The sequence below is a fragment of the Haladaptatus sp. CMAA 1909 genome (assembly GCF_043952005.1).
Classification (GTDB): domain Archaea; phylum Halobacteriota; class Halobacteria; order Halobacteriales; family Haladaptataceae; genus Haladaptatus.
Map to the genome: position 1 here is coordinate 170,651 of NZ_JBIOAV010000004.1, position 21,808 is coordinate 192,458.

Genomic DNA, 21,808 nt, shown 5'->3' on the forward strand with positions numbered 1-21,808 from the left:
TCGCCCCTTCGTGATTGAGTTTGGACAAACTTAAAATTCGAACAGCGTTATCAGGCAAATCAACCATAGCAAGTCTCACCCACGAGTCACCGTTATATTGAAGGCGGCTGGTCGTTGCACCCACTTGTTCTACCAGGGTCACTGTTTAGCGTCGTCTTAGAAGATCGATCGCGTTTCGTCCTCATCATCTGTATACACATCCTCGTTTATGATCGCATGGAGATTGCCATACGGGATGAATGCAACCAGTTCGTCGTTGTTAGTGTATAAGTTCACACCAGTCTCTATCGTTTCGTAGCGCTCGCAGCTAATCTCGCCCTCTGTCAGGATGGTTCGGTACATCGTCTCTTATTCGCTTCGACGCTACTAAAGAGTACTCTGCCCTAACAGCCATTAGTCGTAGTGCGCTTCGTCTGGAAGCGTGTCTTGTTATTCGATGAGATCGACACTCCTAGCTAGAGATGTTGAAAAGAGACGAGATGAGCCTTGTCACGTTATCACTCATGCAACTGTTGAGTCTTTCGCTCGTACCTAATCTGATACCTGATTGCGGTTGGAGTATCTCTATTACTGAAAGTCACCCAACAGCAAGGGATATTGAGAGACACGGTCATGTCTACTTAAAAGAGATGTGTCGTACGCTCTAATAATAAACCTAGGCAGAACAAGGCTTTCTCGTTGAATGGCTGTAGCTGCCGCTAAAGGATTTATCGATTTTTCATCTCTCGCTACGGTTTTGTGAGCGGAGTGTCTAGTAGTACCGAGTAATATGGTGGACCTGATTTCCGTCGGTGGTCTGCTGCTCGCGTTCCTTTTAGTATTCATGAACGGAGTATTTGTCGCTGCTGAATTTGCATTCGTCAGAATCCGTCCGACGCAAGTGGAGACGCTGGTTGAACAGGGCAGACCAGGAGCTACCATAGTGCGGGAAGCTGTCGATGAGCTGGACGATTATCTTGCCGTTTGCCAACTCGGGATCACCCTCTCGTCGCTCGGTCTTGGGTGGATCGGCGAACCCGCCGTTGCGAACCTAATCGAACCCCTCATCGGAGGATTCGTTCCCGAGAGGACGCTTCATTTAGTAGCGTTTGCTCTCGGATTCGGATTCATTACGTTCCTCCACGTGGTGTTTGGTGAACTTGCTCCAAAGACGTTCGCTATTCAGGAGGCCGCACGCATCTCACTTGCCGTCGCACTGCCGATGAAGTTCTTCTATTATGCGTTCGTACCTGGGATCATTGTCTTCAATGGCACTGCTAACTATTTCACCCGTCTCGTCGGTGTTCCTCCGGCTTCCGAAAGCGAAGAGGTTCATACTGAGGAAGAAATTCGAACGATCCTCACCCGCTCGGAAGAAACGGGCCAAATCGATATCGATGAGGTTGAAATGATCGAGAGCGTCTTCGAGCTGGGAGACACGACCGCCCGCGAAATCATGGTGCCACGACCCGACGTGGAAACTGTACCCGGTTCGATGCCGTTCCCGGATCTCCAATCAGTCGCCGCCAAGGGCGTCTACACGCGATATCTCGTGCTCGACGAAACAGGAGAACACCCGCTCGGGTTCGTCCACGCCAAGGACATCCTTCGCTCACTCGAACTAGAAACCGACGATGCTGACTCGCTCGTCGCTCGAGATCTCGCCCGGGATGTGCTCGTCGTTCCGGAAACTGGGCGTATCGATGACATTCTCGCCGAGCTTCAGACACGAGGGGGGCAGATGGCCGCAGTAATTGACGAGTGGGGGGTTTTCGAGGGGATCATAACCATCGAGGACATCCTCGAAGAGATCGTGGGCGATATACGAGATGAGTTCGACATACCGGCCCAAGAACGATCAATAGAGAAACAGAATGACGGGACGTATGTCGTCGACGGAGGCGCATCTCTCCAAGACGTGAACGACATGCTAGATACTGCATTCGAGAGCGATGATGTCGATACAATCGGCGGCTGGGTCCTGAGTTATCTCGGACGGGTTCCGGAGACCAGCGATCAAATCGAGCAAGACGAATACGTTCTTCGCGTCGACGAAATCGAAGACACGCGAATTTCGCGGCTCGTTATCCAGCAAGAACGGTCATCACAGGATACAAACTCTTGAAGATTAAAGCTGGTGCGAGGGTTCAGAAAGGCTGGATTCGGGATTTTCGAATAATTTTTTTAACGTCGCCGTCTCGGCTTGATGGATTGCGGCGATATTATTGTTGTTCAAGACCTAAGAGATAATAATAAATAAGCTTGCAAAGAAACCTGATCTCACTCCAGAAGGGCTATTGGAACGATTTCGCCGAGCACATGAAGATTTGACTAAAAATGTGATTATTGTTAGACGTGGTGCAAAAGGCAAAAGACATAGGCCGTAATCATACCAGTTTTTCAGGGTAGGACTTCAGGGTAATTCCCAAAAAGTACTTAGTAACAATACTCGCCTATGCAACAGCCCAGTGAGGGAATCCTCAAAATTTATTGATTTGCAAATTCTCTATTTTATTAGATCTAATGCAGTGGTGTTGACGGCAAATCGAAAAATTGCATATATTAATCAGCAATGTTTTTACCAGACTTCAGAACATATCCCGTAGATAGACTTATATCAATAGTCAACATTATCTTGTAGTGGCATGACAGAGAATGTCAAACGACGCAAGTTCTTGCAACAGGCAGGAGTAATTAGTGCTATTGGCCTCACCGGCTATGCTGGAAGTGCCGCTGCACAACAAGGTAACCAGCAGATCAAGGTTGGAGTGCTACAACCGGTAACAGGTGATCTTGCATCAGTTGGTCAACCGATCAGAGATGCTGCACTGCTCCCAGCAACGCAATTGAATAACGAGAACGCAGATTTCCAGATTGACGCCCAAGCAGAAGATACCCAGACTGATCCACAAGCTGGAATTAGTGCAGCCCAAGCACTCGTCGACAGTGGATATCCATCAATCACCGGTGCAGCGTCATCGGAAGTTACGATCCAAGTGGCTCAAAACGTTCTGATTCCAAATCAAGTTGTAGGTTGCTCACCAGCTAGTACCTCACCGGAAGTTACACAATTACAAGATAACGGGTTTATCTGGAGGACTTGTCCGAGCGATACTGTTCAAGGACAGGTACTAGCCCAAGTCGCCTCAGACCGCGCGAATGCCTCGTCAGTGGCGATCATGTATGTGAATAACTCCTATGGACAGGCACTTGCAAACAGCTTTGCACAGTCATTCAACGGGAATGTTCCGGCTCAAGTGGCTTTCGAACAAGCTCAATCGTCCTACGCAGCTCAGTTACAAGAGGCGATGGCGACCCAACCCGATGCCCTGTTGGTAATCGCATATCCGGAGAGTGGTAATCAGCTGTTCAGGGATTATTATTCCAGCTACAGCCGCGACACACCGATTCTCGTAACCGATGGATTGCGGGACCCTGCGTTGCCTGGCAATGTCGGACAGCCATTGACGAACGTTATCGGGACAGCACCGGCTGCTGACGGACCAGCAAAACAATTCTTCACTCAGCTATACAAACAAGAGTATGGTGGTCAACCGGGTGTTTTCACCGCACAAGCATACGATGCAACAGCGGTTCAAATCCTTGCAAACATCGCTGGCGGCGCACAAAACTCGGGACCAAGCATTCGAGACAATATGCAGACGGTTGCGAATCCACCCGGGCAAAAGGTGAGTCCGGAAAATCTAGCCGAGTCATTAACGATGGCTGCCAACGGTGATGAGATCAATTATCAAGGAGCATCTAGCACCCTGAGCTTCGATAACAACGGGGACATTACGACTGCAGTATATGAGATCTTCAGCTTTACTCAGGGTGGCAATCTCAGGCAATTAGATGTTATTGAGTTCCAAACTGATCAGGGGCAGTGAGGGACAGAAATCAACGCGATTTCTTTATATGTCATCGGACGACAGTCGGTATGATAGGCGATCGTGGCGATTCGGAGCTAGCAAGATTACTGCAGGCAATTCGCCGTACAATAAGCGGGATAATTATCATCGTTATCGAAGCGTGAATGACGTTAGAAATTTGCTCCGAAATATGCATCGATAACTTGCTCGTTTTTCAGGATCTCTTCCGGTACATCATCTGCAAGGACTCGACCTTGATGCATCACGATTACACGCTCACAATTGTTCATAATCAGGTCCATATCATGCTCAACAAGCAAAAACGTGAGACCCTGGTCTTTGAGCCTGTGAACACGCTCCAGTAATTTCTCCTCTAAGACTGGATTCACCCCAGCGAACGGCTCGTCTAATAACATCACATCGGGATCAGAGAGGAGAGCCCGCGCCATTTCCAACAATTTCCTCTGGCCACCGGAGAGATTGCCTGCATACTCCTCGGCAAGGTGGTCGATCTCGAAAAATTCAAGCGTCTCCCATGCACGTTCCCGAAGCGCACGTTCTTGAGAATTGACGCCTCGTCGTGCTCGCGGAAATATCGTTCGCCAAAGCCGTTCTCCCTGCTGATTTTTCGGTGCGAGCATCATATTTTCGAGAACCGTCATCTCATCGAGTTCACGGGCGATCTGAAACGTTCGCACTACTCCGCGATCAGCGGTTTCGTATGGACGCAAACCAGTAATCTCCTCGTCGAATAGATAAACCGAACCGCTGTCCGGTTGTTCCACACCGGTAATGCAGTCGAAGGTCGTGGACTTTCCCGCCCCATTTGGTCCGATAAGACCAGTCAGTGAGCTTTGTTCTATATCAAAGCTCGCTCCGTCCACGGCAGTTACGCCACCAAAACTCTTGGTTAAGTTCTGTACTCGAAGCGGTCGTGGTGCCATCGACTCTTTTAGATTGTTTTCGCTTTGGGGGACGCGCACGCCACCATCCGGAGCCACCGATCTGAATTTATTTGGGTGTCGGTTCCTCCCGATATTCATCCATTCGGACGTGGAGTTATCGATAGGATATTTCATTGATTTTCTCCGCCGTTTACCTTCATACCTTGGGTCAATTCAGTACTATTCATCATCCGGCCCCCCATCTGCTTGTGTTGGTCGAGATTTCCGCCGAGAAAGATCAACGCTCGAAGCGACTTCTTTACGATGTCCGAGGATCCCCTCCGGATGATTTTGGATGAAGTAGACGAGAACGACTCCAGCCAGCACAAAACGAAAAGACGCGAGATTAGCCATCAAGAATGCAAACAACGGGATAACATTCAACGTCGTTAGTGGAGCGATAGCCGCAACAAAAGTGTCCGGAGCATTGCCAAGCGAGATCAACTGTTCGATGACTCGTCGGGCAAACGTTGGTCCTTCAAAAAGCAGTGCTACAAAAAGTATGCCGCCGATCACACTGCCGGTGTTCGAACCCGATCCACCGATGATGAGAGCAATGAAGATGTAAAATGTTAAAATAGGGAGAAAGCTGCTTGGGCTAACATACGATTGGCTTCCCTGCCAGAGAATCCCACCGAGACCCATAAGCGCACATCCGAGCATAAACACCTTGATCTTGAACCGACCAGTGCGTTTCCCAAGCGATGTTGCGACAAGTTCGTCTTCACGAATGGCTTTGAGAACTCGTCCAAATGGTGAGTTACCGACTCGACTTAGCACGATGTAAAATAGCCCAACAAAGATAACGAGTACAAGCGTGTACACCCAATTTACCACTGTTACGCGCCCGATTCCTATCGGCTCAAAAAATCCAAAAACGACAGTGCCCAATGCAGTCGGCGGTGAAGCAGGACTCCTTGCAGAACTGTAGAACAGCGCGTTAATTGGATTCGTGGGGAGTGGCATTCCCTGTGAAGCGCCAGTACCTAGATGGATACCTGCAACTGAAAATGTTTGAAGACTGGTCGAGTTATATGTAATCCGAATGATCTCCGAGAGCGCAAGCGTGACAATAGCGAGATAGTCCGCCTTTAGACGGAGCGCAGGTAAGGCTGCTACTGCTCCAACCAAAGCTGCCGCAAGCATTCCACCAATGATTCCGACAATGAGGGGTAGTCCAAGACCCGGAACGCCTCCTGCTTGTGGATTTACTGGTGCAGTAATCATCGCCATGGTGTAAACCCCGATTGCCATGAAACCAGCAACGCCAATGTTGAACAGTCCAGCGTATCCCCACTGTAGGTTCAATGAGAGGGCAAGTAATGCATAGACCGCTGCAAAGAAAGTGATCCGTTGAAGTGTGCTGGCCAATCCATTGACGTCGAGTCCGAGGATTATCCCAACTACGGTGAAAGAGACATACACTGCGAGAAGTATTCCGATAATCAGCTCTATATCTCCACCAGGAAGTTGGATTGAACGGTGCCCGGATTCATCACTCATCGTGGGTCAGTCCTCCATTCAGAGGTACCCATTCGCTCTGCAAATGATTCTGAATGAGAAAATATTCACTATTTTTGAGGGTGATATCCCAACTGGTAAGTGGCAAAGTAAGATCGCAACAGACAACGCCAATCATGCTGTCGTCACCCCGCTGAACAACCCCGCTGGCCTTACTATTAGAATGACTATCATTACGAGAAATGCTGCAGCATACGTAAACTCAGAAGGGATCCAGATTAACGAGATAGTACTTGTAATGCCGATCGTGAGACCTCCAAGTATTGCACCGTAGATCGAACCGATCCCACCAAGAATCACAGCTGCAAATATCAATAACAGTAGTGTCCAGCCATAATCGAAGGAGATGGTTCCTGTTTCAAGTACGACGAGATAACCTGCGGCAGCCGTAAGCCCTCCACCAATAATCCATGTAGCACGAATTATCCGTTCAGTTGGAATACCGCTGACACGCGCGAGATCGGAATTGTCGGCCATCGCTCGCATTGCTTTGCCGAGTTTGGTCTGCTGGAGTAACACATGGACCCCGCCCATTAGCAACAATGCAACAACGACTAAGACAACTTCATGTGCACTGATAATGAGATCGATTACTGGTATTGTGTAGGTAGGTAATGTCCCGCCCGTGATTCCTGTACGACTGGTTCCAAATACAATCGCAAGAATATAGCGGAGCGTGAGTGCCACACCGATACTTGCGATAAGTAAAGCAATCGAACTTTGACCTCGCATCGGACGATAGACGATGCGATCGACAGCAAGTGTAAGTCCGACTCCGAATACAACTGCGACCACGAATCCAATGAAAACTGCCAATGGTGTAGCCACAGCGCTAGCGCCAACACTTCCTGCGTTAGCGCCTCCACTGACGCCGAGGAGGAACAGATCACCCGCGGATACAGTCCCGAATCCGGCAATCAAATAGGTTGCCACCCAACCAGCGAAAGCACCTGTTGTAAGGTAATCGCCATGAGCGAAGTTCGCGAAGTTGAGAATACTATACGTCATTGAGAGCCCGATTCCAGCGAGTCCGATGATCAGTCCAATAATAATTCCATCTTTTAGAAAAAGGGCTAATGTTATTCCTGTTACTTCTCCGGAATTAAGCTTCGAAATCAGATCTAAAAAGAGTAATATACCGACTATAATGACGACGATCTCTATCGTATGTTCTACGAAGAAGTCCTTTCCACGTACATATTTTTCCCCTGTACTCATTGGTATCACCCACCAAGGTGTATAGAGTGTTGTAAGAGCAAATATCTTTTCGCTTGTACGGTTCAAATGTTTGAAAATGTAAGGATTGTACCTCGAATGATGAAAATGAACCTACTACAGGATTGTAGACTCTCGAAATCGGGTACTGATTATGGAGAGTTCGTTCACAGAGAAACTATCGAATCGGATTCCGGAAGAGGGAATTGAGAGTTATTAATGGACGATTCCCTCACAGGGATTAATCGCGCTAGGAAATTGGGTATGGTCTGATCGTCTAACTTCCTAGGTTTGATTAATCCCTACTGTCAGCAGGGGTTGACGACATAAACATCTTTACCACTTGTTCACGAGCCACATTACAATAACCATACTATTTACACCAGAGCATCAAGCTGTTCTATGGTGAATCTTTTTCACATCGTTTAAAACCACGAGAGTAACATAGGAATTGTAGACGATACGAGACCTCATTCTCCACAAAGAACCTGTGGCCTAAGAAGTAGTGTTCAATCATACATAGCATCTGAGGAGCTATGGCTTGTGTGCCATCGATAAAAAGGGCTGAAGCGGTGGTTAGTTCGGCAGTTCTTTCCGTCCCGATTCACCACAAGACCAAGGCACGGAAAAACAAGGACCCATGACCCCTCGGGAAATAAGTATCGAGCACGTTCGTGTGGTAAGCATTCCACGCAAGAGCGGTGAAAGAACAGGGCAAGTGGAAACTCTCGTCGGCGCAGGTTCAGAATATCCTCGATGAACATGGGCTCGATACGAATTAGAACACAGTGCGCCGAACGATGAAATTCGTCGCGAAGATCTCGAGTGAGAAGCCACAAGACGAGCGTGACCTGCACGATTACGACAATCTGATTACGCTCACCACGGGAGGGTCGAAACTCACGCTCATCGCCGACCAAGACGAGTGGGAGAGTACATGACCCGAGTCAGCGAACATCTCGAGGACAAGAAACGCACCCAACTGAACGATCAATTGGACGCGGTTACAGCCGAAGAGGCCCGTCGGACACAACCCCAGTCACGAGTACAACGGACATCACGGTTGGAATGTCGGAGGACGCCACAAACACGAGAAGACGTCGAAAATTTACATTTTGAGTACAGCTATACTTATGTATGTAATCATAGGACAGTTTCTAAGAACCTAAATCGCCCGTGTTTTCGAACCTTTTTATTGATCTCAGTACAGTAAGTTTTCGATGTCTTCTCGCAACCGGTTAGCGTACGCTAAGCGTATTTTCCGTGCTTCGGTTGTCGACAGTTGATAGTTACCAGCAATTTCTTCGGCTAATGGATCGTACTGATCAATATCAAATCTCATTGTCATGAGATAATCACCCACCCGTTTTGAAAGCCCATCGTTCATCGCCGTAGCGGTGATCGCTCGGAGTTCAGCGAACGGTGGTATACCGACCTCTTCTGGGCGAATACCTGGTGTTCCTACATTCACCGACTTCTCGTCGGTTAATGAGAGTAGCATTGAGACATCACTCACGAACTGTAGAATTTGACTAGGGAGTGCAACATCCGGTGCACGCCACTCAACTGTTGGCGTCTCTTCCCGCAACCGTACCGGTGTAAGGACAACATCTTCCTGTTGGATAAAGTGCGTAAACTCGGCTTCGGGAATGTCGAGCTGTTCGGCACGTAATTTTAGTGTGTCATACATCTGTGCGAGACGCTCGTCCCACTCCTCGGTCGTGTCCGCATATGGCCATAGATCACGATATCGCGTCAATAGCTGAGTCGAATGGGTTCGATATGAGAGTGCACGAGCATCCATTCCTAGGAGTACGCCATCGTAGTATGGGGAGGAACTAACGAGTGCAATCGCTGGATCGAGGGCAGTTAGGAGGTTGAGCTGATCCACGACGTTGCCTTTGTCAAAGTGAATATGAGTTCCCGCGCAGTTTTTCGCGAACTTGATATCGTCACCGTATATTCGCTGTAGTAACCTCCCTCGATCACTCGTGATCGGAAATCGGTGTTCGGTGAGTGGGGTGGCGAGTGGGACGAGATGTTTATCGAGGTCTGCTGCTCGAGCTAACACTGTTTCGAGAATCGTGACGAGATTCTGTCTCAAATTTGTCATCCCGTCCGCAGGTGGAAGTTGGATTTCGAGCATCGGATCGATGAGTTCGGGAACGACCGCCTCATGAATCTCGAGGAGTTCATCTGCTTCGACGAGTTCTCCCGTATCATCGATTACCCAGTATTCCAGCTCGAGACCGAGTTTCATTAGTACTATTACATAGAGCTAGACTCTTAGCATCGACGGCCAAGAAACTCGAATTGATCCACCGCTGTTACTACACGTTCTTCGAAGAGCCGTTCACGAGCAAAAAAACTCGTCTTCGCATTCTTCTCAATAACGGCGAGCGGATACGACAAATGCAGATCGTCGGCGCGATCGGGTGATCAAAAACAAAAGTAATATTCTCTTTATCGATATGGGTGCAAACAATCGACTCTCGAAAATCCATCTCGGGAAGGAAAATCTCATAGTATTTGTTGGATACAAATCAGATATCATGTCCTTTTCTACCAGAGACGAACACCACAAGCCAAGTGAATGGCTGAAAATATTCGTCCTTCTTCTACCTGTTAGCAGAATTCGGTCGAAAGATGGCGAAGTCACCTCGGGAGTAATCATGAACTGTCGCTGTGAATACGCCAAGTAAGGAGAGATTCGGCGAAATAATTGAAGATCAAACCGATCCCGATTCCAACGAGATTTGCGGCGAGATACCAAACGTGCAGCCACGTATTGAGTACGAAGAGTACGATGAGACCGATGACGACGCTCCCGAAACGATTAATATTCGATTGACAAGCGCGTCTGAAGAGCGACCGATCGCGATGGTTACGGAACGTCCAGTTATCGTTTATGACGAACATCAACAGGATAGAAAATTCTTTCCCGATGGCAGCGCTGACGAGCGTTGAAAGTCCAAATCCGGAGACGAGCGCGATGAGTGTGGCATTCTCGACGAGGCCTCCAGCAATACCAACGATGATGAATTGGCTGAGTAGTGTTGGTTGAACGAGGGCAGCAGGAACAAAAGGGAGGTTCTGAAAACGTTTTATGAGTATTGAAGACTCCAGTCGGATCCTGAGCGGCATCGTGGATACCTAGTATCGATACCGACAGCAAAGATTCTTTCGTCACTGGCCGACAACTCATTCAAAGGTAACGGTCCTCTCTACTACACACGCAATTTCCGACGGACCCATTAAACACACGATGCTTAGACAGGAATCCGTTCTAGAACATCGTTTCAGTCAACTCTGTTTGAACACGGTACCGTTGAATATCAAAATTCGAGTATCAATCGTCAGTATGAGATACTAAGTCCTGCGATCCTTTTTTCTGACATAGACCGCTCCATTTCCTGGCGCTTTCTCCCTGAAATCGGTAGGGTTTAGGACTAATCATAAAAATAACAGTTAAAACATGGATCGATGTGAAATCATCAACTCATCTTCTGTTCACACTATTTAGAAAAAGATAATACAACTGACGTCTTAGCAATTTATGCATGACAACAAGCAATAACACGGTAACGGCGTACCTCGCGGAGAACCCCCGAATGATTGGTGTCCTGTTCACCATTTGCCTCCTCCTCACACAAACGGGGAACGTGGCAGCAGCGAACGGTACCACCATTTCGTAGTTTAGAGATCGCTCAAATCGATCTCGGTCGACCAACGTAGTTTGTTTTTGAACAAGACCGGAATTTGTTCTAAGCGTAAGAACTGAATAAGTGAATGCTTGGAGAGAGTAAATGGTGGGAGTTCACCGCTAGTCAAAAAGTAGGTTTGAATCTCATCAATGTAGGGCCAATAGAAGGAGCCAACTCCCTGTTCGATTGTGGGGAAGGTTGTTAATTTTACGTTGTATGAATTCTCTTTCTGACCGGGATCAATCCGGCACATCATTGGAGTCCCGTTCTCGCTCTGTGCGATTTCTACACTTCCATCCCCGACAATTACATATTGATTCTTGACTATTCTGTGTTCTTGTGCGAGAGTGAGCGCAGATCGAAGTGAAAATCCTCGGTTTAGTAGACGAGCGATAAGGCGTCCTATTCTCGTTGCGCTCTTGTTTCCAATGTGACTGTAAGTTACGACACCACCGATGCTTCCTGCATCAATCAATCGCTTTCCTTGTTCGTATGATCGACATCCGTTCAGGAGAAATGTATCAACGTCTACCTCCCCAATACTCCGTACGTCTAAGCCACCATCCCGACAGACAAATTTATCATTTGTAATGTGTCCAATGTAGTGAAGGAAATCCGTTTCAGTTGCAAATACTGCATGCAATTCGTCAACAGTGAGATTTCGGTGGATGTCAATGTTGAATTCCAATTCGTCGCGTTCGCCATAGAGACTACCACCGTCATCATATTCAGAGCTCATTTCCGGTTCATTACAAACGACGGTGATTTTGATTCCTTCGGTAGAACCACTCCTGCAAAGTTTATTCTCAAACGCCTTTTTGATGATTTTATTCGCACCGATAGGGCTCCCGGTTCCGAGCCAGGCACATTCCAGAGAGTCCGTCTTGGGAGGTGCAATGTAGGAATTGAACCTCTCGTTGGATTCACCCCTGTGATCAGTCTCGGTACTTCGTATGAAACCATTAACCGAGTTGGGTAGCTCAAGTTTAGTAGCATGGTCTCGTTTATTCTCGACCGTTCTAATGATCGATAAGTTATTAACAAGGAACGGCAGTGATTCAATATTCCGAGATTCCTCGGTCACAAACGTCGTTAAGGGCCAAGTAGGAAGATGATCTTGGATTGATCGGTACGGAACTTCGAGATAGGCTTCGAGCTGCTCAGCGAGCGATTTCTCATACAATTCATCGAACGTCAAGTCGAGATGTTCCTCAATTGCTCGCCGCTCATAGAGTTCAACTTGATAATATCCCTCAGTCCGCGTAATACAATCGAGAAAGAAAACCTGTTTAAGCACACGCTCAACTTTGTTTTCAAACTCCCCGGATGAACGGCGAAGATCCAGATAATATCCGCTGTCTGTGAGTAATCGAGGACGAGGACCGGGAACGACGGTTGCTCCAAGATAGTATGCAAGGGAACTCACCGGGTAGATTGTTTGTAATTTTGGTGGCACTTCGATACGGACACCGGATGCAGGTGCGGAAAGTTCGTCCGGAATCTGCAATTCATTACTTAGTTCGATCTTCGGAGGATGGCCGCGAAGCGACGGAAGTGAGCGCTCACAGCTCGTTGTTTTTAATGCTGAACCAAATGCGGAGATGGCTTTCATCACGTCAGACGGTTCTTTCGTCGTTGTTATCGTCGTTCCTGGTTGTTCATGGTATGAACGCGCCCCAATCTGAACTCGTGTTTCTGTTCCAAAATCAAGCACCATCCGATCTGTTGATGATGCAACTGTGAGTGCACTGGTGACACGGAGATACACTTTAATCGGTCCATTTAGTTCGACCAAGTACTCGCGTTCTGGCAGCTCCTCGTAGGCAAGCTCTTCCGTTTTAACGAGGACGTCGCCCGATAGATTTCGAATGTAGACGCCTACAACGTATGGCAACTCAATGTTCTCTATCGTTACTGAGACGGCGCTATCGACTGGAAAATAGAACTGGCTAGTATCAGTTGGGTTAGGACATGGATTGGGGGATAATTGGAGTGGATACTGACGCCGTTGAATCGGATCAATGATTGTAAGAGTTGCATCGTCAGAAGCAAGGAACTTTGGGTTCATATTTATCCTCCAGGCGACTTTTCGCAGGAATTCCCCAGTGAATCAGGTTCATTGGAGAAGAGCTGCCACCATGGGAACGCGAATTTTCCCCTCGCCCATTTCCCATCATATGGGGAACCATTTTGTGGTATGATCAGTATCGTTCAAGTGCAATCGCTGTTCTAACCCATTAACACTTACCTGTAATTCGATGACGATATCGAATATGGGTTTGACCGCCTTCACAGTATCCGAATAGTACGCATCCGGGAGAAGATAATGGCCGAGTCCATTCGCGTCTTTGACCCTTTTCGTGACTGTTGCAATGAATTGACCGGCAGCTTCAGTCTCCTCTTCTTCAAGAAGTATTCGAAGCGAGTCGAAACTGAATCGTAGTTCTCCAGGATCATACCCATTTCTTCGTTCCTGCAATTCGAGTATCTTTTCTTGAATTGCAACTTGAAACTCCTCGAGGGTCCCGACCACGGATGAAACATTTACTGGATCCGGTTGGTCTGCGTACGATTGCGCAACGGACCGTGTATATGCACCCGCTTCATACGTTACGATATAGGCGTTCTCTGGTGGTGATCCGTTCAGCGAATGTCGCATTTGTGCGCCCTGGGCTGATTTTCCATATTGGGCAAAGATAAACGAGCGATCGGATGAGCGTTCTCCCAAAAGTTGCACGCTCAGTTGGTCGAGAATATCCTCGGGAACGCTACCCGTTACCAGAATATTACCACCGGTCCGTTTCAGGCGGCCGAGTTCTGATTCAACTCGAACGTTCCCGTCTCCCTGAACGGTGATATAGTGACCTGCAAACGTAAATGATATCCCACTATCGGTTGGTGAGGGACTGTTCTTCTGTGGTTGAATCCCCGCTTCTAACGCTTCTGTATTCACGCTCGCATACAGTGGTTCGGGGACGTCTATTGGGTCCACACCTGCTGCTTTGATCATATGTTGAATAATAGTAGAACCCAATGAGAGGTCCTGTTGCTGGTTATACTTAAATTCGAGTGGTTTATTGACTCCGCATATGAAGGGGATAGTGCCTGGTTCTTTCTCCACTCTCATATTCCACTGCGCTACTAGCGTTGAATGGTCAAAAATCCATAGGATTATTGGCGAAAAACACCGCTAAACGTATTCCAACCGAAGAAGAGAAAAACAATTTCAAACGGCATAATACTCTGAGTTCCAATTATTGAACCTAGGTGGCCAAAAACGAATAGATGAATTGTAATCATACCTTTCCCAAAAGTTATGATCCTTAAATAGAATAAATATTATAAGGGAGGAGAAATTTTTTTCTGATTCAAGTAGTAGCTGGAGGGCTAAACTAAAATGGAGAAAACCAGTCAATTCATATTTGTACACGGAGTAAGACGGCCAATGGTCGACAAAAAAGAAGGGAAGATTACTGACGAACTATGTCAGCTGGTAGAATTGGTCGATTCTAAAATCCAGGAGCCAAAGCCATCCGAAGTTTGTAGCCTTCTCGCAAATGAACACCGATGGTATTTGATTAACTACCTGATCGAGCAGGATACTGCGGTTCCACTTTCACAGATGGCAATGGATCTCTTCAGTCGAGTTAAAAACCGACCGCTCGACGAAGTAACTCCTAGCGAACAACAACAGATGAGAATTAGTCTTGAACACGAACATCTACCTCGACTTTCAGAATGTGGAATTCTTTCGTGGTCGTATGGCGAAGTGATGATCGATCCACGTCCCATCACAAGTTGAATACAAATGCAAGGGTTATGTGCGATGAGATCTATTAATCGCAAAAGAGCGTTTGTCATTCATCGAGTACGGTGAATTAGGACCGGTTGTAGATACCCGAAGCGAAGTTGCAACCTCCGAAAGGGTAAGGCTTAGCTGACTATGCCATAGTTTCCTCCGGGTTCATTTCGAGAAATTCCTACCATGCCTTACGTAATCTCCTAAGAGTCCATAAAGTATCACCTACGCCTGTCTTCGTTCGAATCATACTCTGTTCTGTTCTTTAACTCGCGGTTCGTTCTGAGCGAACCAGTGTCGTCATCAAAAGGTACTGCATCCGCCCAGACCTGTTCGAATAGTCTTATTCCCCAGGTGCGTGCTTGCTCTGTCTCTGCGATGAACTCAGTCTGGACGTCGTACGAGCCGTCCAGGAGGGGCAGCGAGAATAACAAACAGACATCAGTTACAGCTAGTTTGAACGACACATCGGCGATCCGTATGTCCAGATCCTCAATGGAATCAGAAATCGAAGCCACATCATTCGGAAGAGCTGAAAGCACAGTCTCTGACAGTACGAGTTGGCACTTTTCACAGCCATCGAGCAGCGCACTCCAATGTCGTTCGTCGTAAACCGGTACCACAAAACGTGCAGAGGTCGTCGCTTCAAGACGATTCTCTACCTCTCGCATCGCCCGTGAGGGCTGTGTGTCGGTCGCTCGCACGACCGATCCAGGAACTAATTGTGAAAGATCGAACTGAAACGAACGTGGGAGGACAGCGACATCATGAGTCTGCCAATACTGTTGATCGGTCTGAATGAGTTCTTCCATTCCGTGCTGTCGATGGAGGAAATTGACAACCAATGAACCGGTTCCAGTAAGGAACCACTGCTTCGACCGTGAACCATGAATCAGTCCATGGTCCTCCAGGTTCGAGAGGGCGTTGTACACTCCTGACTGGCTCGCACTTCCGTATTCTATTAATGCTTGGGCCGAGCGCTGTCCATCAGCGATTGCCAAGAGGATATTAGTACGCGTCCCCGATCGAACCACATACTCGACGAGTGTCTCCGGTTTCTCTCTCATACTTACACTAGATTTCCCGTTCCTGCTCAGACTACCCTTGAGGAAGCGATAGGAACCAAAAGAATAGTCAACGTAGCTCCACTTCAACCTAGTTGATCGTTGATGGATTATACCGATTTACGATAGGTTGAATGCTAGTTTGTTTGAATTCAGATTATTCCAATATCTTTTACTCTGTGGGCTCTCCCGGTAGTATAATCCAATCTCCTACATTATTATTTGGGGGTCGACACGTTCAGATCCTAAATGTAAGGAAGCTCAGCAGAATCATTATTATGGTGGCAGACTCCGAAAATACACACTTGAATACTTTACAGTGCTTCCAATTCCGGGAGTTAAATCCTTGGCCTTTAGAACAAGAAGCCACGGCGCTTCAAGTAGAATCTGAACATGTATCAATACAGGAAGTCATTGAACAATCCCATAATACACTCTGTAGCGAAACGTGCGTTGTTCGATATGAGAGATGGAACTCCGGCGAATTGTTCTACAGCTCAATGAAATCTAGACTCTTCGTGGTTTGATTGAACTTATGAAATACTGGTCCAATACGTAAGCCGTGAGCTAGAAGATGGATGAGTCGGAATATGCGTAAGCGATCGAAATCAGGGTGAAAATCGCGATCACTACGACGTTCATAATAGGAATGAGGATGTCGAAAACCGGGAATATTCCCAAAAGGGTGTTGGCTATTATTACAGAAGCAAGTATCCCTCCAAGCAGGTAATATATCTCCCAGTGGTGGGTAGGAACCGGTCGCGGGGTCGAATGCTGAAGCACAATGTTTACCTTTTCCGTTTTTCGGACGGTCTGATGGCGCTTGTCGTAATCTACGACATTCATCCTTTCGAGTCTGGGTAGGTGTCTTTGGGTCAGTGCAGTGTAGACAATTTTTTGCTCCCGACAACTGATTTCGTCCACCGATGAGTTGTTTTCCCATGCAGCGATTAATCCGGCCAATTTACTTACTTCAATGGACTCTCCATGAGAGTTAAGAATCTCGAGGAGCTTTCTTCGTCTAGCGTTCGCGAGTACATCGTACGCATCTTCCATCTGTTGAATCGTTTGGTCAGTTCTTTGCCCCGTCTCCCCCTCCGGATATGAAATGCTGATAACACCCATGCTGGTCACACCTCTTGTGTTATTATCTCTAATCCCCAATTTATAGCTTAGCTAACGTCCAGCGAGTTCAATTCTACATAATAGTTCTAAAATAACTTCCATATAAAATAATCAAAAAGTATATCTGATATTCTGAGGAGTTGAATTGGATATGTTCGAATATTTATCGCGTGAATTATTTTTGGTAAGCGCCACTATCTTTATCGTCAAATATTAACTCATAACTGGGAGTGAGGCTCATTATCGGCGAATAATTGCTGTAGTTCATGAGTCCTTTCTTGATGGAAATCTACAATTTGACTGGAATAAGTGTAACACATTTGGCTGCTTCTGGTTTTCGGCACTGTTTAGCTAGGCCAGTATAAGATTCAAGCAGCTCGTTGATTTTGGGATCCAGGCTCAACCAAAAACTCTATAACAAGACGATAGATACGGCGAGCCTTGAGTACTAAACGCGTGAATGGGCGGCGACAGCCGTCGCGTCATCAACCGATGACGTTTGCCAGATCTTGTAGCTCACATCGAGCACATGTCTGGCTATCACCCCATTATACCATCGCTGTCGATCGTGTACGCACAGCCGTAATACGTCACCACCTCTCGATAGCTTAAATCAGTCTGCTTTATGAAATTTTGATCTAAATTGATTTGATGACCATAGTCGAAGCCTTTATTTATGAATGTTCTCTGATCTGATTACTAGATCAATTGAGAAGTGACTCTTTTGCTGGTCCTGGAAAAAATCTTATTTTTGCATCTATAATGGACTATAATTTCACTCAGTATTTTACAAAAGATATATTATTATATTATTCTGTTATTATATCGGTTGATTAATTTGCCTCACAGTAGGCGTTCGTTCATAGGTGGTCGGTGTGGTCTCCAATGGCCATAGTAGTGTGTGAACTGTTCAAAGCATCCCTGAATGTTCAACTGGTTGCCTATCCATGATATATGGGAGTGGTCAATGCGTATTTAGAGCCTGTGGACCCTCTTTATAATCAATATTCGCCTTATGAAATTAAGCGATCTGTTCAGTCCAGCTTGGAAGAGTGCGCAACAGCCGTAGCCTTCAACACGAAAAGTCGCGGTCGGGAAATAGCATTCCCCGGTTAGTTCAGACAGAATCACCGTTGCTTGATTAATACTATGTCAATCAAATACGAAGTTATCAAGTAGTAGTTTTGTGCCTGTAATATTGCATTGTACACCCAAGACTATTCACTAATATTTCGATAGTGTTTAGTCCACTGTGACCGCGTCGGTTATACGACGGCGAGTTCGAGACACTTTCAGCCGACCGATTCATCCACTGAAAAGGGACCGCCCAACAGGCCGAATTTGGTGTGCGGGAAACTAGCTCGAAGATCCCCTAAAATAATCAATAATCAAACAAGAGCACTGATCAGTAGATTACTAATTCTCGCATTTTCTTTTCGACAGCGTCTTTGGGTGACCTCTAACAAAATTAACGATCAATCCATTCATAGCCATACGAAGCGGATGATTAGAGGAAGTTGTTGATATACGATGGTCGAACATCGCGCAGTCTATATAGCGAGTCAGGCAGTGCAACTAGCTTGTGAACAGGGTGAATTTCGAACGGCTGAACTTCGTGCTAAACTTGATTTACCATGTGATTCCACTCCCTCTAATAGTGCTATTAGAAGTGTACTGCGGCAACTCGAAGAGGAAGGATGGCTCGAACGCGATCACCCGCGAGGCCGCATTTGGCATGCTAGTAAAAATCTTGTGGACATGAAAAAGGGAGATTCATTTTAGCAAGATTTCACGGGTAGTGCCTGGATTTAATTCACATTGTTTAATTCAGTATTGGATTAAATTATCATCGCGTAGAGGGATTACTGACGTCTGAATGATGTTATGGACTGAGTTACCACTGTTACTTTTCGTCAGTATTTTCTTTCTGCTTTTTCACAAAAAAGAATATAAGGATTTGACAGCAAATGAAGCTGAGTTCGCAGTTCGCCTCGTTACACACCTACTTTTGTAATGGGGGGTTAATTCCTATCGTTCTTCCTCAGATTCCATTTCCGCCTGACTTGTATCAACGTATATCAATTGCATCTATAAAAGACAGAGTGACTATCGATGAAAACAGCTAGCGAAAGAGCAAGATGACTTGTTTTGCACTATCGTTGATCTCAACACAAACTTTTCTAGTCAAATGTATAATAAATCGCTACCAATTTTGACTATTCTATGAGGAGGAAAAACCCTTCAAACTAGAATTGACATATACTAATTGCTGAGATCTTTCTCTTACTGGGATCGCCCCCGTTACCTGATAGAGACCGACAACCACCAGCTGCTTCCAACAGCTGGCGAAGAAAACGGTGCACCAAAATGGTACTCGTTTGCATAGAGATATTAACCGGAGGGAGAAAGATTGTGCTTCGCGGATAACAAAGAATCACTCGTATGAAGAATCTTTCGGATTTCTAATAAATAGAAAAGCAAAGGGAATATCGGATTCGTTAACTCTGGACTACGTGTCCGATAGATGTTGAAAAGGAATGCTGACTTTCCGCTCGGTAGGGATAACCGATTAGAGACTACACTGCTCGGAGTGGATAACAAAGTGGTTATACGGCTTTATCTGAGGATTGTTACTCGAACGAAGTAACCGAAGAACCGAGGTGAATAAGAGAATGTGTGGAATCATTGGCTACACCAGTAGATTGAACGATGCACCGGCCGTTCTGCTAAACGGTCTTTCGAATCTCGAGTACCGCGGATACGATTCTGCGGGGGTTGCACTTCAGGACGCTCCGCTAAAAGTGATCAAGAAGGGAGGAGAGCTCGACCGATTACGAACGGTGATGGACGATCAGGTTAATATGGAGTACTCGCTCGGGATCGGTCACACTCGCTGGAGCACGCATGGCGCGCCTTCCAAACAGAATGCACATCCCCACGTAGACTGTACGAACTCGATTGCCGTAGTGCACAACGGGATTATCGATAATCATCAAGAGTTAAAAGCAGAACTGGAGGCCATCGGTCACGTTTTCGCCAGCAAGACGGATACAGAAGTCGTACCTCACTTAATTGAACACTATTTGAAAGAAGATTTGGATCCGATGGCGGCGTTTCGGAAAACGATCGCGCGACTGGAGGGGAGCTACGCTCTCGCCGCGATATTCGAGGAAGCGGACGTGATACTTGCCGCACGATGGAAATCGCCGCTCGTGCTAGGACTGGGAGACGGGAGAAATTTCCTCGCTAGCGGCGTGCGCGCCTTCCGCGAATACACAAACAAGGTAGTATACCTCGAAGACGGGGAAATCGCTCGGATAACGCCGGAGAGCGTAGACGTATCCGATCCGATGGGCGAACCCGTAGAAAAAGAAGTCACAACGGTCGAATGGGATCTCTCTGCCGCTCAGAAGGGCGAATACGAGCATTATATGCTTAAAGAGATTCACGAACAACCGCACGCTATCGATCAGTGCGTCAGGAGTCGAATCCTTGATTCGGACTGCGAGGTTAATTTGGGTGTCTCGATGGATGTTACGGACGAAACCCGCGTCGAGTTCGTCGCCTGTGGAACTAGTTACTACGCGGCAAAGTATGGATCCCTGCTCTTTCGACGATCTGGAATACCATCGTCTGCTTTTTTGGCGAGTGAGTACGTTCCAGCGAACGATTCAAATGAGAACCAGATCGTCGTGGGAGTCACTCAAAGCGGTGAAACTGCGGACACGCTCAACGCGCTTCGAATAGCTAAACGACAAGGGGCACAGACGCTCGCCGTGACAAACGTCGTCGATAGTTCGGCGACGAGAGAGTGCGACGAGTCGCTCTACATTCGAGCCGGTCCGGAAATTGGAGTTGCAGCGACGAAAACGTTCGCAACACAACTTACAGCGCTCAACCTGTTAGCATGCCAAGTCCTAGATCGACAACAATCAGGATCACGACAGGACGCGTTCGACCTCATTACCGAACTACGAAACCTCTCGAACAACGTCTCGAGGATAGTAAGCGGATCGAACGTGGAAGACGTCGCTCAACGGTATCTCGAATCGAAAAGTTACTTCTTCATCGGCAGGGGGTTACAGTACCCCGTGGCCCTCGAAGGTGCGTTGAAGATGAAAGAGATAACATACGAACACGCGGAGGGATTCGCTGCGGGGGAACTCAAACATGGTCCATTGGCCCTCATTACCGATCAAACGCCGATTTTCGTTGCACTCACCGGTGACGACGAGATCGCAACGAAGACCATCGCGAATGTGGAAGAAATCGCTTCGCGGGGTGCGCCCGTCATCGTCGTAACCGATGGAGCGCTGGATGTGCCGGAATACGCCGATCAAGTCATTTCGGTTCCGAGAACACACCCGCACTTGTCGCCGATTCTCGTGAATACCCAGTTCCAGTTGCTCTCATATCACACAGCCCGACACCTCCAACGCCCTATCGATAAACCGCGGAACCTGGCCAAGAGTGTCACAGTCGAATAAACGAGAACGGCCGATTAGAGCGATAATCATCATGAAAGAAAAGATAAAGCAAACGATCTCGACTGACTCATTGGGTGATGTACTTCTAGGGTTAGTAG

16 protein-coding genes are annotated in these 21,808 nt (G+C 47.1%); 6 read left to right on the forward strand and 10 right to left on the reverse strand.

The window, feature by feature from the left end; all coding sequences use genetic code 11:
- Nucleotides 1-156 precede the first annotated feature (156 nt).
- Nucleotides 157-342, reverse strand: coding sequence for a hypothetical protein (locus tag ACGYLY_RS25475; protein ID WP_395285564.1), 186 nt, complete (start codon nucleotides 340-342; stop codon nucleotides 157-159).
- A gap of 427 nt (nucleotides 343-769) precedes the next feature.
- Here ACGYLY_RS25475 and ACGYLY_RS25480 point away from each other — a divergent pair, with 427 nt between their 5' ends.
- On the forward strand, nucleotides 770-2,104 hold the full coding sequence (locus ACGYLY_RS25480; RefSeq protein ID WP_395285565.1) for a hemolysin family protein: 1,335 nt from the start codon (nucleotides 770-772) through the stop codon (nucleotides 2,102-2,104).
- 520 nt (nucleotides 2,105-2,624) lie between these two features.
- Nucleotides 2,625-3,869 carry an ABC transporter substrate-binding protein gene (locus ACGYLY_RS25485; protein WP_395285566.1) on the forward strand — a complete coding sequence of 415 codons (1,245 nt, stop codon included), beginning with the start codon at nucleotides 2,625-2,627 and terminating at the stop codon, nucleotides 3,867-3,869.
- A gap of 152 nt (nucleotides 3,870-4,021) precedes the next feature.
- Here the strand turns inward: ACGYLY_RS25485 and ACGYLY_RS25490 are convergent, their stop codons facing one another.
- The 3 genes from ACGYLY_RS25490 to ACGYLY_RS25500 form a co-directional block, all read right to left on the reverse strand.
- A complete protein-coding gene (locus ACGYLY_RS25490) occupies nucleotides 4,022-4,795 on the reverse strand; it encodes an ABC transporter ATP-binding protein (RefSeq protein WP_395285674.1) in 774 nt (257 codons plus the stop codon).
- A gap of 180 nt (nucleotides 4,796-4,975) precedes the next feature.
- Nucleotides 4,976-6,298 (reverse strand): branched-chain amino acid ABC transporter permease, encoded by a 1,323-nt coding sequence (locus ACGYLY_RS25495; RefSeq protein WP_395285567.1) that lies wholly within the window; start codon nucleotides 6,296-6,298, stop codon nucleotides 4,976-4,978.
- 132 nt (nucleotides 6,299-6,430) lie between these two features.
- The gene (locus ACGYLY_RS25500; protein ID WP_395285568.1) at nucleotides 6,431-7,534 is read right to left on the reverse strand and encodes a branched-chain amino acid ABC transporter permease; all 1,104 of its coding nucleotides are present in this window, start codon (nucleotides 7,532-7,534) and stop codon (nucleotides 6,431-6,433) included.
- A 797-nt stretch (nucleotides 7,535-8,331) separates the two neighbouring features.
- Here ACGYLY_RS25500 and ACGYLY_RS25505 point away from each other — a divergent pair.
- Nucleotides 8,332-8,472: a hypothetical protein gene (locus tag ACGYLY_RS25505; protein ID WP_395285569.1), complete on the forward strand. Its 141-nt coding sequence runs from the start codon at nucleotides 8,332-8,334 to the stop codon at nucleotides 8,470-8,472.
- Between the two features lie 260 nt (nucleotides 8,473-8,732).
- Here ACGYLY_RS25505 and ACGYLY_RS25510 read toward each other — a convergent pair whose 3' ends face one another.
- Together ACGYLY_RS25510 and ACGYLY_RS25515 are read right to left on the reverse strand one after the other, a co-directional pair.
- Nucleotides 8,733-9,791, reverse strand: coding sequence for a glutamate--cysteine ligase (locus ACGYLY_RS25510; protein WP_395285570.1), 1,059 nt, complete (start codon nucleotides 9,789-9,791; stop codon nucleotides 8,733-8,735).
- A gap of 410 nt (nucleotides 9,792-10,201) precedes the next feature.
- Nucleotides 10,202-10,675, reverse strand: a complete 474-nt coding sequence (locus ACGYLY_RS25515) for a GtrA family protein (RefSeq protein WP_395285571.1) — start codon at nucleotides 10,673-10,675, stop codon at nucleotides 10,202-10,204.
- Between the two features lie 416 nt (nucleotides 10,676-11,091).
- Between ACGYLY_RS25515 and ACGYLY_RS25520 the strand changes: the two genes are divergently transcribed.
- A complete protein-coding gene (locus ACGYLY_RS25520) occupies nucleotides 11,092-11,226 on the forward strand; it encodes a hypothetical protein (protein WP_395285572.1) in 135 nt (44 codons plus the stop codon).
- A gap of 1 nt (nucleotide 11,227) precedes the next feature.
- Here ACGYLY_RS25520 and ACGYLY_RS25525 read toward each other — a convergent pair whose 3' ends face one another.
- On the reverse strand, nucleotides 11,228-13,303 hold the full coding sequence (locus ACGYLY_RS25525; protein WP_395285573.1) for a hypothetical protein: 2,076 nt from the start codon (nucleotides 13,301-13,303) through the stop codon (nucleotides 11,228-11,230).
- Nucleotides 13,304-13,408: 105 nt separating this feature from the next.
- The gene (locus ACGYLY_RS25530) at nucleotides 13,409-14,362 is read right to left on the reverse strand and encodes a HalOD1 output domain-containing protein (RefSeq protein WP_395291297.1); all 954 of its coding nucleotides are present in this window, start codon (nucleotides 14,360-14,362) and stop codon (nucleotides 13,409-13,411) included.
- Nucleotides 14,363-14,680: 318 nt separating this feature from the next.
- On the opposite strand from ACGYLY_RS25530, the gene ACGYLY_RS25535 reads away from it, so the two are divergent.
- Complete coding sequence (locus tag ACGYLY_RS25535) at nucleotides 14,681-15,037, forward strand: hypothetical protein (protein ID WP_395285575.1); 357 nt, start codon at nucleotides 14,681-14,683, stop codon at nucleotides 15,035-15,037.
- Nucleotides 15,038-15,255: 218 nt separating this feature from the next.
- Here ACGYLY_RS25535 and ACGYLY_RS25540 read toward each other — a convergent pair whose 3' ends face one another.
- Both ACGYLY_RS25540 and ACGYLY_RS25545 read right to left on the reverse strand, forming a co-directional pair.
- Nucleotides 15,256-16,101 (reverse strand): helix-turn-helix transcriptional regulator, encoded by an 846-nt coding sequence (locus tag ACGYLY_RS25540; protein WP_395285576.1) that lies wholly within the window; start codon nucleotides 16,099-16,101, stop codon nucleotides 15,256-15,258.
- Between the two features lie 564 nt (nucleotides 16,102-16,665).
- Nucleotides 16,666-17,223: a hypothetical protein gene (locus tag ACGYLY_RS25545; RefSeq protein ID WP_395285577.1), complete on the reverse strand. Its 558-nt coding sequence runs from the start codon at nucleotides 17,221-17,223 to the stop codon at nucleotides 16,666-16,668.
- A 2,672-nt stretch (nucleotides 17,224-19,895) separates the two neighbouring features.
- Here ACGYLY_RS25545 and glmS point away from each other — a divergent pair.
- On the forward strand, nucleotides 19,896-21,710 hold the full coding sequence (glmS, locus tag ACGYLY_RS25550; protein WP_395285578.1) for a glutamine--fructose-6-phosphate transaminase (isomerizing): 1,815 nt from the start codon (nucleotides 19,896-19,898) through the stop codon (nucleotides 21,708-21,710).
- Nucleotides 21,711-21,808: the final 98 nt, after the last annotated feature.